Genomic DNA, 14,373 nt, shown 5'->3' with positions numbered 1-14,373 from the left:
GGAATCCATGGAATATCAATGGTTTTATATTGTTTTGCGTGCGATGATGAGGGTTTTCCCTATCCCGTAACAGAAAATCCTAGCCCGTAAGGGAATTGGTAGCCCTTAACAGAGAATCTTATCCCGTAAGAGGATAAGCGATAATACCCATGGTCGTGGCATACGAACAACGGGAATCTGTCGCCGTTGCCGGTAGACTTGTTGGAATGAGTCCAGAAGCGCTACAGGAATTGATCTTCACCATTGCCAACAACCTTGTTTCCGAGGGCAAAGCCGGCACGTTGACGGCCGAGGAACTCCCGGATTCCGCCAAGTTCGCCGTCATGCGCCCCAAGGATCGCGCGCATGGCGACTGGGCGTCGAACGCCGCCATGCAGTTGGCGAAGAAAGCGGGCATGAAACCGCGTGATCTCGCCCAACTGTTCGCCGACGCGCTGAACGGCACCGATGGCATCGCCGCCGTCGAAGTGGCAGGGCCCGGTTTCATCAACATCACGCTCGATTCCGCATCGGCGGCCGCAGTGGTGGATCAGGTGCTCGACGAGGGCAATCGATTCGGCAAGAACGATCATCTGGGCGGCAAGACGCTCAATCTGGAATTCGTCTCCGCGAATCCGACCGGCCCGATCCACATCGGTGGCACGCGCTGGGCCGCGGTGGGCGATTCGATGGCCCGAATTCTCCAGGCCAATGGCGCCACCGTGGTGCGCGAATACTACTTCAATGACCACGGCGAGCAGATCAACCGCTTCGCCAAGTCGCTCGTGGCCGCCGCCCACGACGAGCCGACGCCCGTCGACGGATACAAGGGCGCCTACATCGACGAAATCGCACGCCGTGTGATCGTGGAGGCCAACGCCGAAGGCATCGATATTCTCAATCTGCCGCGCATCGACGGCGGCACCGACGAGAAGGGCGAGCCGCTGGGCGAAGGCGACTCCGAGCAGCGTGAGGAGTTCCGCAAGCGCGCGGTGCCGATGATGTTCGACGAGATTCGCCAGTCCATGAAGGAATTCCGCGTGCACTTCGACGTGTGGTTCCACGAGAACAGCCTGTACGAGGACGGCGAGGTGGAGAAGGCGATCGCCGACCTGCGCAATGCCGGTGACATCTACGAGAAAGACGGCGCGACCTGGTTCGAATCGACCAAGCACGGCGACGACAAAGACCGTGTGATCGTCAAATCCGACGGCACGTACGCATACTTCGCCGCGGACATCGCCTACTACCGCAACAAGCGCCACCGCAAGACCGACCCGGCCGACGTCGCGATCTACATGCTCGGCGCCGACCACCACGGGTACATCGGCCGCATGATGGCCATGTGCGCCGCGTTCGGAGACGAACCGGGCGAGAACATGCAGATTCTCATCGGCCAGATGGTCAACGTGATGAAAGACGGCAAGCCGGTGCGCATGAGCAAGCGCGCGGGCAACATCGTGACGATCGACGACCTCATCGACGCGATTGGCGTGGACGCCTCCCGCTATTCGCTGGCCCGCACTGATTACAATTCGCCGGTCGACATCGACCTCAATCTGCTCGCCTCGCATTCGAACGACAATCCGGTGTACTACGTGCAGTATGCGCACGCCCGCTCGTGCAACGTCGACCGCAATGCCGAGGCCGCGCAGATCAATGCCGCCGACGCCGATCTCTCGCTGCTCGATACCGAGGCGGACGGCGAGGTGATCGCCGCACTCGCGCAGTGGCCCGCACTGCTCACGCTCGCCGGCGACCTGCGCGCGCCGCATCGCATCGCCCACTACCTGGAAGACCTCGCCGCCGCATACCACAAGTGGTACAACGTCGAGCGCGTGGTGTCGATGCCGCTCACCGAAGCGGAGGAGCGCGCCGATGAGCAGACCCGCGAACGCACCCGCATCGCGAAGAACCCGGAGCCCGCGCGCGCGGCCGCCCGACTGAAGCTCAACGACGCCGTGCAGACCGTGATCGCAGAAGGCCTCGACCTGCTCGGCGTGACCGCCCCCGACAAGATGTAAGTCCGCTTTCCGGCGTGCGGTCCTTCTGGCTTCCTCTCCGCCTTCTCTGCCTTTGTGGCCTCGGTGCTTTGTTGCCTTTGCGTAAAAAGAGACATATTCGAGCTAGCGGATGTCTCTTTTTACGCAAAGGGGGGAGAGGGGAAGAGCGGGGGACGGAACGAAGAAGATACCGCAAACGAGATGAGGAGATGAATATGGCCATCAGTCCAATCTGGCCGGCAGACACGGCCAGGAATTCCAACGGCGAGCTCACGTTCCACGGCATCACCGCCAGCACCCTGCTCGACGAATTCGGCTCGCCCCTGTACGTGCTGGATCTCGACGAGGTGCGTGCCCGCGCCAGCCACTTCGTGAAGGCCGCCGCACACGCGTTCACGAACAACACCACGCATGTGAGCTATGCCGCCAAGGCGTTCCTCTCGAAGGAAATGGCGCGCATTGTGACCGAGGAAGGCATGTTCGTCGACACCTGCACGCTCGGCGAGATGAAGATCGCGCTCGCCGCCGGCGTTCCCGGTCGCCGACTGGTGCTGCACGGCAACAACAAGAGCGATGAGGAGATCGAACTCGCCATTGCCGAGGGCTTCTCGAAAATCGTGATCGATTCGCCGGACGAGCCCGCACGCATCGCCGCGATTGCGGAACGGCTCGGCAAGCGCGCCCGCGTGATGCTGCGCGTGACCTCCGGCATTCACGCCGGCGGCCACGAATACGTCTCCACCGCGCACGAGGACCAGAAATTCGGCGTCGCACTGCTGCCTGCAGGTGCCGACACCGAGATCGTCGACAACATTGACCAGCTGCAGGACGTCTCCCCGGCGGCCACGAACGCGCTCGTGCACGAGACCGAGCTCGAGCAGGGCGGCGAGACGAAGCAGCAGGCAGACAGGCAGCTGCGGTACGACGTGCGTTACCCGTACGATCTAAACGCCGCCGACGTGACCGAGGGTGATCGCCTGCTTGCCGCCGCGATGGAGCTCGTGGCCAACGGGCCGGCCATCGCCGTGTTGCGTGAGATCGCCAAGTACGGCAATCTGGAACTCGTGGGCGTGCACTCGCATATCGGCTCGAATATTCACGACGCCGAGGCGTTCATTCAGGCGGCCAAGCGCATGATGCTGCTGCGCAAGACGTTCTATGCGACGAATGCCTACACGCTCCCCGAGGTCGATCTCGGCGGTGGCTATTCGGTCGCCTACACCGACGACGAGGACCGTATGGACGTGGACCGCGAACTCGGCCGTCTCGCCGACGCCGTGTCGAAGACGAACCGCTTGCTCGGCATGCCCGCGCCGATCATCTCGTTCGAGCCGGGCCGCTGGATCGTCGCCCCCGCCGGCGTGACGCTCTACCGTGTGGGCACCGTGAAGACCGTGCAGCTTGGCGACGGCTTCACGAACAACGCGGGCGAGCAGATTCGCGAACGCGCGTACATCTCGGTGGACGGCGGCATGAGCGACAACATTCGCCCGGCGCTCTACGACGCGAAATACACCGCGATTCTTGCCAATCGCGAGTCCGCTGAACCGGCGAAGCTCTCGCGCGTCGTCGGCATCCACTGCGAGTCCGGCGACATTGTGGTGAATGAGGCGAATCTTCCTGCCGACGTGCACCGCGGCGACATCCTGGCCGTGCCGGTCACCGGCGCCTACGGCCGTTCGATGGCGAGCAACTACAACATGGCGCTCATCCCGGCCGTCGTCGGCATTGACGGGCATGGCGCGCATGTGATGATGCGTCGGCAGACGATCGACGACCTGCTCGCGCTCGACGTGAGTGAGTGAATGGCAAACACCTGCCACCTGCGTAATCGGGGACAATTCCGCCCCGCTTTCCGTCCCCTTTTACGCAAAAGAAGGATGTGCGCCGAAAGGTGTTGCCTATATCCCTCTGCTATCCCTCTGCTGCTATCCCTCTGCTATCCCTTTGCGTAATTTGGGACAAATTTTGGTGCTATCTGTCTCTTCTTACGCAGATCACGCAAAGAGCGGCGGATTTCGATTCCACAGACAGAGCGACTGCGTACGCGGCTATACACCTCCACGTACAATGACCTAAGCAAACCCGTGAACACGCAGTGTGCACCGCATGAAAGGATTCCCATGGCAGAACAGAACGCCCCGATCCGCGTAGGCCTACTTGGAGCCGGCACCGTTGGCTCGCAGACGGCGCGCATCCTGGTCGAGCAGAAGGACGAGCTTGAGCAGCGCATTGGCCGTCCCATCGAAATCTCCGGCATCGCCTGCCTGGACCCGAACGAGGTGGACTTCCCGTGGATCGACAAGTCGCTGCTCACCAGCGACACGATGTCGGTGGTGAAGAACGCGGACATTGTGGTCGAGCTCATCGGCGGCACCGGCGTCGCGCGCACCTTCGTGCTGGAGGCGCTCAACAACGGCGCGTCTGTGGTCACCGCGAACAAGGCGCTGCTCGCGAAGTACGGCCCGGAACTGTATAAGGCGGCCGAAGACAACCATGCGGATATCTACTTCGAGGCGGCAGTCGGCGGCGCGATCCCGATCGTGCGCCCGCTGCGCGAGTCGCTCGTGGGCGACCAGGTGAAGAGCATGCTCGGCATTGTCAACGGCACGACGAACTACATTCTCGACGAGATGACCACCAAGGGCCTCGATTTCGACGTCGCACTCAAGGAGGCCCAGGAGAAGGGCTATGCCGAGGCCGACCCGACCGGTGACATCGAGGGGTATGACGCCGCGAACAAGGCTGCGATCATGGCCACGCTCGGCTTCCACACGAACGTCGGCATCGACGACGTAACCGTGGAAGGCATCACGCACATCACCGCCGACGACATTGCCGCCGCCACCGCGGAAGGCAAGGTGGTGAAGCTGCTCGCCGTGGTCGATCACACCGAAGACGGCGTCTCCGCACGCGTTTACCCTGCGCTCATTCGCAACGAGCACCCGCTGGCGTCGGTACATGGCTCGTTCAACGCGGTCTTCCTGCGCGCCGAGTATGCCGATGACCTCATGTTCTACGGCCGCGGTGCCGGCGGCGCCCCTACCGCTTCCGCAGTCGTCGGCGACATCGTCACCGTCGCGCGTCACATCGCCTCCGGTTGCACCGGTCCGGCGATCCGCATGTACAACGACTACCCGATCGCGCCGCTCAGCTCAGCCAAGGCGAGCTTCGCCGTGCGCTTCCTCATTCACGACAAGCCGGGCGTGCTGTTGCAGGTGGCGAAGGAGTTCGCAGACCGCGGCATCTCGATCAACGGCGTGAACCAGGACCTCAAGCCCACGGCGACCGAACCGGGCTATGACGGCGAGATCCAGCAGCTGCGCCTGGTCACGCATATGACCGACGAGACGACGCTGCGCGAGGCGGTCGACGCGGTGTGCCAGCTTGACTCGGTGACCGGCGACCCGTCGATCATTCGCGTGCTCGACTGATAATCTGTTATACATAGACCGGCAATTCGTATTGCCCTGACCGTCAGAGTAGGAAGTGGAAAATGGATCCGGTGACTCGTAAAGTCCACGTTCGCGTGCCGGCGACCAGCGCCAATCTCGGCTCCGGTTTCGACACTGTGGGACTTGCCTTGGATTACCATGACGAGCTCGAGTTCACGCTCAGTTCCGATCCGCTCAACATGGCGGCACAGATTCTCATCACCGGCGAAGGCGAGAACACGCTGCCGCGCGACGAGTCTCACCTGGTGGTCTCCACGTTCCGCCGCGCATGTTCGCGCTTTGGTCTGAGCAAATGCGGGTTCATCATGGAGGCGCACAACAACATTCCGCAGGCGCGCGGCATGGGCTCGTCCGCCGAGGCGATCGTGGCCGGCATCTCCGCCGCCTACGCGTTCTCGCACGAAGGAGAGCTCGACCGTGATCTCATCTTCCAATACGCGGCGGATCTCGAAGGACACCCCGACAACGTGGCGCCCGCGGTGTACGGCGGCATGACCGTCTCGTGGACCGAAGATGGGCAAAGCGAGATCGTGCAGGGCGAGGTGGTGAACACCGGCTTCCGCTCGGTGAACTACCTCGTCGACGCCGGTGTGCACGCCTCAATTTTCGTTCCGGATTACGAACTCTCCACCGCGCAGGCCCGCGCCGCATTGCTGAACACGGTGCCGTTCGCGGACGCCGTGTTCAACGTGTCTCGCATGGGATTGCTGATCGGAGCCATGAATCCGTCCGCGTTGGCAGGGGAGCAGGACCCGAACGAACTGCTGTTCACCGCCACGCAAGACAAGCTCCACCAGAGCTATCGCGCGCCGCTCATGAAGCCGTCTGCCGAACTCATCGACCTACTGCGCGAACACGGGTATGCGGCCGCCGTATCGGGTGCCGGCCCGTGCGTCTGCGTGCTGCATAACGGCGACGCCTCGGACGACCTGAACCAGATTGCCGCCGCCCAGCTCGCATCCGGCCACTGGCGTGTGCTCCACCTCAACGTGGACACGCAGGGTGTGCAGGTGGCGCGGCTGTAGCTCCAGCCTCTTTTGCGTAATTGGAGACGAGTAAGCCGCTAATGGTGTCTCTTTTTACGCAAGGAGCTATCGGAGCCTGTCGCAAATCTGCGGAGTCTGCTGAATCGATTACACATGATATTACCAGTATTGGTAATATGAATTTCGCCGGTAAGAACCATTCCCATCATTTCATCCGCACATCAGCGGGTGATCGAACTCGGTCTGGGTTTGTCTTGCATGAGCGAGAATGATCCGGTAGTGATGTGCTCTCGATATTGAGAGCGGTAATTTGCCCCGCATGAGCGGGGGTAAGGAGATGAGGGGAATAGATTTGCTTTTCATTTGGAAAGGTAGTAATGTGAAAGCAATTTGAATCACTGAATGACCTACAACCATTCTAGATCGAAGTTTTGGTACTTGGAATGGCGTTGGACATCGCGAAGGGGGTGTGCATGAGAGACTGTTACGGTCGACCTGATTTATCGGCACGTGCGCTTTGCGTTTGGGCGAAAACGGCATTCTCGGCAGATCTCAATGACCACCGCTATCTGCGGCTGTGGCAGCATATGAGGGATACGGCCGCCATATCGGAACTGTTGTGGAAATATGCCATTCCCGAGAAGGATAAAAAATTGTTGTGTGAGGATCTGGGTGGCGAGACGAATGCCGTAAGCGTCCTTACCTTCCTTGCGATGGTGCATGATGTAGGCAAGGCGTCGCCAGCCTTTGAAGTGCAGAATGATTATTTTGCAGATCGCGTTCGCGAAAGTGGTCTGCACATTCCTAGCGGTATTGCCCATACCAAGGAGCGCTCGCAATATCGGCACGAGCTGGTGGGGTATAAGGCATTACTACGATGGGCCTCACGACAGAAGCTGAACACTCAGGTAGGGTCGTTGGCGCATGGATTGGCGTCAATCGTTGCCGGGCATCATGGAACCTGCATTACCGATGAGAAGAAGCGGCTGCTCAACAGCTATGATGCGACGACCTATGTCGGTGACGCGGATTGGGAGGCGGTCAGGATGGAGCTCGTCGATTGGGCTGCGGGTGTGACCGATTTTCAGTCGACGATTGACCGATTGAACAACCGGCCAATTCGTAGCCGTTCCCAAGCATTGCTTACGGGCATGGTGATTGAATCGGACTGGATTGCAAGCGACTCCAGACTTTTCCCACTGAATGATGGCGAAGCGGACGAGCTTGGTTATGACTCGCATCGCCGTTCTCGACGAGCATGGCGGCTTCTGGCGTTGCCGCGCCCATGGGAAGCTGATACATCGGGTCTATCTCCCGACGATTTGTTTGCTTCACGGTTCGACCTTTCTGGTGCCCGACTGAGGCCGATGCAACGTGAAGCGGTTGATCTCGCCTCGACGATGGAAAAGCCGGGGCTTATGATCATCGAAGCGAATATGGGCGAGGGGAAGACTGAGGCGGCGTTGACCGCTGCGGAAATTCTGGCTTCGCGATTCCATTGTGGAGGCATTTATTATGCGCTGCCCACACGAGCAACGGTGAATGCCATGTTTCATCGCGCTCTCCAGTGGATTGGACATCTTCCCGCCCAACACGGCATGGAATTGGGTTCCGTGTTTCTGGCGCAGGCCAAGCATGATCAGAATCCGGAATATGTGCGGCTGCGCGAGGAATGGTTTGATGATCCGGCAATTCGGGATAAGATCTTTTCGCATACATCATTTGGTTATGTGGATGACGAATATTCGCAAGATTCGCCCCGCGAACGAGGTGCCGTGCAGGCGGTGGTCAATTCTTGGCTGACCGGCCCCAAACGTGGAAATCTTTCCGACTTTGTGATTGGCACAATCGATCAGGTGCTTATGGCCGCTCTTCAGAGCAAGCATGTGGTGCTTCGTCACTTGGCGCTTAGTGGGAAAGTGGTTATTCTCGATGAGGTCCATTCCAACACCGCTTATATGAACGTGTATATGGAGAATGCACTTTCGTGGCTTGGGGCATATGAGGTACCGGTCATCATGCTCAGTGCCACACTTCCGCAGGATAGGCGCGAGGCCTTCTTGCGGGCGTATAAAGCTGGTGCCCATTTCCTTCAGGCTTTGGAGGGCGATAAGGCGATTGCCACACAAATCGAAAAGGAGCAGACACAGAACAAATCACGTGCATGGTCATTGCCTATGCGGCATTCGTTGCCCAACCAATTGACTAAACCTTCTGCTGGAAGCGGAGAGAAGCCTTCGGCCGCAAAACCATTGGATCTGCGATACCCTCTCATCAGCTTGGTTGAGGGCGATGGCATTCCCCGATCAGTCAGTCCTGCTGCTTCCGGGCGTGCGATAGACGTGCAAATGAGCCTTATCGATGATTCCGATGAAGCATTGGTTGCATTATTGCGCAAGCAACTGCACGAAAGCGGTTGCGCGGTGGTCATTAGGAACACGGTATCTCGAGCACAGCACACATTCGATCTCCTCCAGAAGGAATTCGGAAGCCACATGGATGTGCTGTTGGACCATGCCCGTTTTCTGGCATGTGATAGGTCGGACATCGATCAGAATCTTCTCCTCCGATTCGGTAAATCCAGTACATCGGAGATGCGGCAAGGGATTGTTGTGGCAACACAAGTGGTGGAGCAGTCACTCGATGTCGATTTCGACATGATGATCACCGATGTCGCTCCTGCGGATCTCATCCTGCAACGTGCGGGGCGCTTGCACCGTCATCGTCGGGGTGAAGGGGAATCCGAACGACCTGAGCCACTCCGGCAAGCGCGGATGTACATCACCGGGGTCACATGGAACAGGGATGCCGCTCCTGGCTTTTCCGCAGGGATCACTCGTGTGTACCAACCATTCTTCCTGCTGCGCACATTGGCGATGCTCGGCATCGAGCCTGATCGAGCCAGTACTGTGAATCTTCCGGGTGATATTTCAAGGCTCGTGCAGTCCGTCTATGAGGACGGCACCCTCCGGTGCCGAGCGGAATGGCGCGAGGTGGAGATTGAAGCACATGCAGCACTTATGGAACATTTGGCAGACAGTCGTAGTAAAGCACGTGTATTCAGCTTGATGGCACCGCAGCGCAACACGCGCCATCCATTTGCGTTGGACGACTGGCTTACCACATGCATATCCGATGTGGAAGGCGCTGGAGACGGGATGTCGAGACAGGCCAGGGCGGCCGTACGCGATGGTGACGATTCCTTCGAAGTCATAGTGCTGCAACAGGATGCGGATGGAACATTGATGATTCCGGAATGGGTGTCGACTGCCGCGCCGCGCAGGTTGCCACAAGGTTTTGACGCACCAACCCCTGACCAAGTGCAAGCGGTGCTGGCATGCACCATCTCACTTGGAAGTAGTTCTGTGTCCTATTTGAATCTGGACGCCGTGATCAATGCAATTGAATTTGCGACACCTGCGACATGGCATGTCCTCATGCAGCAGGAGCGACTGTTGAGCGGGCAACTTCCATTGATTCTTGACCACAATGGAGAGACGACGCTCCAAGTGAAGACCAGTGACAGGAAAGGGAACAAGATATGCCGAGAATTGAGGATTCGTTACTCACCACAGAAAGGATGGGAAGCCCATGTCAATAGGAAATGACAACACGTCATTCAATTTGATGGATAGGCAATGGCTGCAGGTCATCATGAAACAGAATGGCGCCGTTCTCGAGCTGTCCATCAAAGAGACGTTGAGGCGTGCGAAGGACATCGAGTGTCTTACCGGCGACAACACCATACAGCAATTTGCGTTGGTTCGACTTCTGGAGGCGATTGTCTATGGCTCTTTGGGGAATGATTTCAATGAAGATGCCTGGTGGGGGTTGTATGAACGAGGGCCGGAAGATGAGGATGTATGGCATCGCATTGAACAGTATTGCGATGCCTATCATGATCGTTTCGACCTGTTCGATGCGAAACAGCCGTTCTATCAGGTCGCGGGACTGCATACCGCGAAGCATGAGGTTTCCGGCTTGGAACGCATTATTCTCGACGTCCCCGCTGGAGATCGCCTGTTCACCATTCGAGGTGGTGAGTCCCTTCAAACGATGTCGGCGGCGGAGGCTGCTCGCTGGCTCGTCACTGTGCAAGCGTTCGACCCATCGGGCATCAAATCCGGTGCCGTGGGCGATCCACGAGTGAAAGGCGGAAAAGGGTACCCAATCGGAGTCGCATGGAGCGGGCATCTTGGCGGTTATATCTGTGAGGGCAATGACTTGTGGACCACGCTCATGCTCAATTATGTGAGTAGGCACGCGATTAGTGCGGGGCATATGGATGTAGATTGGACCACCGATACTCCCATATGGGAACGCCCGCCACTTACGCAGTGCGCCCAGGACGGTTATGATCAGCCGGCGGAAAGCACGGGTGTGCCTCGCTACTTCCATGGACCCGCGACGTTGTACACCTGGCAGTCCAGACGAATTCTCCTATCTCATGATGGCGAGACGGTGAATGGCGTGCTGATTTGCAACGGCGACCGACTTAAGCCACAAAATGCCGAGAACTACGAACCCATGACTTCGTGGCGTCGCAGCGATGCACAGGAGAAGAAGCTCAAGATTCCTGTGGTGTACATGCCCCGCAAGCATGACCCCTCCAGAGCCTTGTGGCGAAACCTCCCCACCATTACCGTGGCTGACGCCTATGATGTGGCCAGCGTTCCGGAACGACTCCGGCCTCTTACGTTCAATTGGCTACAGCAACTCCAGTTGGGAACATCGCTGGACATGCCCATCCGCATTCATGCTTATGGGGTGGAATATGGCAATCAGGAGGCGGTGATCGACACCATTGTCGACGACAAACTGGATCTCAACCTCAGCGTGCTGACCTCCAAGAACCCTCAGGTCGGCGATGCGATTGCAAAAGCCGTGAACATCGTCGACGCAGGGATTAGAGAACTGGCTGGATTCGCCGGTAACCTCGCCAAAGCGGCGGGAAGGCCGGAGGAGACGCCCCGGGCACACGCCCACGAGTTAGCATATTCGCAATTTGATTATGCCTTCAGACAGTGGATAGCGACGGTCACCGAGGAGACGATTGACGAAGATATCGCCCGGTGGAAAAAGACCGCAAAGTCTTTGCTGTATCGACTGTGCGACGATCTGTCCCAGCAAGCGTCACCACAGGCGATTGTGGGCAGGGAAATCAGTTCGAGGAATCCGAAGACAGGCGAGACCACGTCCAGGCATTATGACGCTGCAGTCGCACAAATCTGGTTCAGGGCAAAAATCAATACCATCATTCCCAAGGAAGGAGAGTGACCATGATGAACGAAAACAGCGACGAGGGGAAAATCCGCCTATCGCCGTTTGGGCAATGGGTTGCGCGCAAAGCTGCCATGCTGGCAACCGGCGGCGGCTCGGACAAAGCAACCGCTGGAGGCTACATAGGCAACGATTCAAAAGCGGTTGCCGCCATTGCGCAACTCGCGCATGCGGCCGGACATGAGGTCGGGGCGGATCCGGATATTTTCGTATGGACCGTGCCGGACGAGGATGATGCCGCCATATATCCCTATAGGGTGCCACATGACTGCGCCCCTACAGCCGAAGAAATGGCAGCCCATCTCGCCATGACTTTATTCGCGGTGCAGCAACAATCCCATCGTGAGCAATCCATGCAGACGGATTCCAATATGTCGTTGGGACGAGCCGTGGGAATGATTGCCTATGGCAATTTCAACGAAAAAGGGATTCGCTCAACCTTTGACAAGATGCAAACGGCCAATGGGTGGGCGGAAATGTCCCATCATGCTCGGCGTTTGATCAAACTGCTGAAACGAGAGGAAATTCCCCTCAACTATGGACTGCTTGCCCAGGATCTTGTCAGGCTGCGCCGAGGCCGCGAAACCGCGAATCTGGTGAGGCTGCAATGGGGGCGTGATTACCAGAGCGGTTACCGTGCCGCAATGAATGCAGCCAGTGACGAATGACCACATCCACCAACACAACAAAACACAAGACAATGAAAGGATCTAAAATGACCAACCGAACGATTGCGGAAATCCATGCTCTCGAAACCACAGCATCCGCGAATCTGAACCGCGACGATACCGGCAGCCCGAAGACAGTCGAATATGGCGGTGTCACTCGAGCTCGGGTATCGAGTCAGGCATGGAAGCGTCCGACCCGATTGATGTTCCGTGAATTGCTGGGCGAGCAGGACTTGGGAGTGCGCACCAAGCATGTTGTGGACAAGTTGCGCACCGCCATCGACAATCTGGATGCCTCGCTCTCCGATGACTCTGAGAAGATGGCGGAAACCGTATTGGAAACGGGTGCGGGGATCAAGCTCACGGCGCCCCGTAAAAAGAAGAACGCCAACAATGAGGACGAAGAGAAAGCGAGGCAATCCACATACTTGCTGTTCCTTGGCAATAGGCAGTATGATCGTCTTGCCCAATTCGCCGTCAATGCTTGGAGGGAAGCCGGAGACCAGAAGGCATTTGAAGCGGCAATCAAGGCGCATAAGAAGGATATCAAGAAGATCGTGCAAGATGACAAGGCCATCGATGTGGCCCTGTTTGGCCGAATGGTTGCGGACGACACGGATCTGAACGTGGATGCCGCCGCGCAGGTCGCACATGCCATCAGTGTTCAAGCGGTGGACACCGAGTCCGATTACTATACGGCGGTCGATGACGCCAAGAATGATTTCCACGATGAGAACGAGGGCGGCGATCAAGGTGCCGCCATGCTTGGCGAGATTGAATTCAATGCAGCGACGTTCTACCGCTATGCCAACGTGGACGCCAATCGTCTAAACGACACGCTCGGCGATCCGAAGACGACGGCCAAAGCAGTGGGCACATTCATCCGTGCATTCGTGACCAGCATGCCGCAAGGCAAGATTAACTCGTTCGCGCAGGGTACACTGCCCGAACTTGTCATCGTCAACATTCGTGACACTCAGGCGGTGAACTTGGTCGGTGCATTCGAGCGACCGGTGCGTCCGGATTACGTGGAGCATGCGACGGAAGCCTTGGTCGAACGTGAGCAGCAAATCGACGAAGCCTACGGGACGGCTCCAATTGCCACGTGGGTGATTCGCATCGGTGACAATACCAAGGCCGCGAATCTATTGGCTGAACCGACCAATCTCAAGGCGCTCATCGATGATGTGGAACATATCGTGGAACAGCGTCTGGCTGGGGAGTGACCATGTCTGTTTTGATGATGGTGCTCAAAGGCCCCATGCAATCATGGGGTTCCTCAAGCCGTTTCACCCGGCGTGAGACGGAGATGATGCCCACCAAGAGCGGGGTGATTGGCATGATCGCGGCCGCCTTGGGCGTAGGACGCACTGAGAGTCTGTCGCGATTCAGAGGATTGCGATTCGGTGTTCGTGCTGACCAGCCTGGAACCGTGCTGTCCGACTACCACACTGCGATGGACGAACACGGGAAAATGCTCCCGCTGTCTACTCGCTTCTACATTCAGGACGCCGTGTTCGTTGTAGGAGTGGAAGGGGATAGGGACTCGTTGGAGAACTACGCCCAAGCCTTGCATACTCCGTTCTATCAGCTATTCCTCGGACGTCGCTCATGTCCACCTGCTGGACCAATCGAGACATGGATCACCGAGGGTTCCCTAGAATCCGCATTGTCCAATGCGCCCTGGAAGGCTGCTGACTGGTATCGGCGCAGAGTGCTAAATACTCAAGATGGGCGCCCTTTCCTTGAAATGAGAATTGAGCCAACGGTGGAGGAGTCTACAGAAAGCGGCGTCTTGGAGACACTGGCCGACGAGCCTGTGAATTTCAATCCCGAGAGAAGGCAATGGAAACTCCGACGATATCGGCGTTCGTATGAGGCCACTCCCGGCCTGTCCGCCAATAGCAGTAGAGGAGATGCCGCTGTGCCTACAGGGTCTGGTGAGCTCTCCAACCTGAACGATGCCGATTTCTTCGATGCTGTACGACAGGAGGTGGAATAA

9 protein-coding genes are annotated in these 14,373 nt (G+C 58.1%); all 9 read left to right on the top strand.

All coding sequences use genetic code 11. From position 1 onward, the window contains the following. The first annotated feature begins 206 nt into the window (after nucleotides 1-206). The 9 genes from argS (at nucleotide 207) to cas5e (ending at nucleotide 14,373) form a co-directional block, all read left to right on the top strand. The gene (gene argS, locus BANAN_RS06945; RefSeq protein WP_014698199.1) at nucleotides 207-2,003 is read left to right on the top strand and encodes an arginine--tRNA ligase; all 1,797 of its coding nucleotides are present in this window, start codon (nucleotides 207-209) and stop codon (nucleotides 2,001-2,003) included. Between the two features lie 194 nt (nucleotides 2,004-2,197). Continuing rightward, a complete protein-coding gene (locus BANAN_RS06940; protein ID WP_014698198.1) occupies nucleotides 2,198-3,787 on the top strand; it encodes a diaminopimelate decarboxylase family protein in 1,590 nt (529 codons plus the stop codon). A 318-nt stretch (nucleotides 3,788-4,105) separates the two neighbouring features. After that, nucleotides 4,106-5,416 (top strand): homoserine dehydrogenase, encoded by a 1,311-nt coding sequence (locus tag BANAN_RS06935; RefSeq protein WP_014698197.1) that lies wholly within the window; start codon nucleotides 4,106-4,108, stop codon nucleotides 5,414-5,416. A gap of 62 nt (nucleotides 5,417-5,478) precedes the next feature. Beyond that, on the top strand, nucleotides 5,479-6,462 hold the full coding sequence (gene thrB, locus BANAN_RS06930; RefSeq protein WP_014698196.1) for a homoserine kinase: 984 nt from the start codon (nucleotides 5,479-5,481) through the stop codon (nucleotides 6,460-6,462). A 404-nt stretch (nucleotides 6,463-6,866) separates the two neighbouring features. Then, a complete protein-coding gene (locus tag BANAN_RS07985) occupies nucleotides 6,867-10,031 on the top strand; it encodes a CRISPR-associated helicase/endonuclease Cas3 (protein ID WP_014698195.1) in 3,165 nt (1,054 codons plus the stop codon). Next, nucleotides 10,015-11,700, top strand: coding sequence for a type I-E CRISPR-associated protein Cse1/CasA (gene casA, locus BANAN_RS06915; protein WP_014698194.1), 1,686 nt, complete (start codon nucleotides 10,015-10,017; stop codon nucleotides 11,698-11,700). Before BANAN_RS07985 ends, casA begins: the two co-directional genes overlap by 17 nt. Before the next feature lie 2 nt (nucleotides 11,701-11,702). After that, entirely contained in the window at nucleotides 11,703-12,371 is a 669-nt protein-coding gene (gene casB / locus BANAN_RS06910) for a type I-E CRISPR-associated protein Cse2/CasB (RefSeq protein ID WP_014698193.1), read from the top strand. Nucleotides 12,372-12,418: 47 nt separating this feature from the next. Next, the gene (cas7e, locus tag BANAN_RS06905; protein ID WP_014698192.1) at nucleotides 12,419-13,597 is read left to right on the top strand and encodes a type I-E CRISPR-associated protein Cas7/Cse4/CasC; all 1,179 of its coding nucleotides are present in this window, start codon (nucleotides 12,419-12,421) and stop codon (nucleotides 13,595-13,597) included. Between the two features lie 2 nt (nucleotides 13,598-13,599). Further along, entirely contained in the window at nucleotides 13,600-14,373 is a 774-nt protein-coding gene (cas5e, locus tag BANAN_RS06900; RefSeq protein WP_050858012.1) for a type I-E CRISPR-associated protein Cas5/CasD, read from the top strand.

The organism is Bifidobacterium animalis subsp. animalis ATCC 25527, assembly GCF_000260715.1.
GTDB classification, from domain to species: domain Bacteria; phylum Actinomycetota; class Actinomycetes; order Actinomycetales; family Bifidobacteriaceae; genus Bifidobacterium; species Bifidobacterium animalis.
This window is presented reverse-complemented; position numbering and strand designations above follow the sequence as displayed.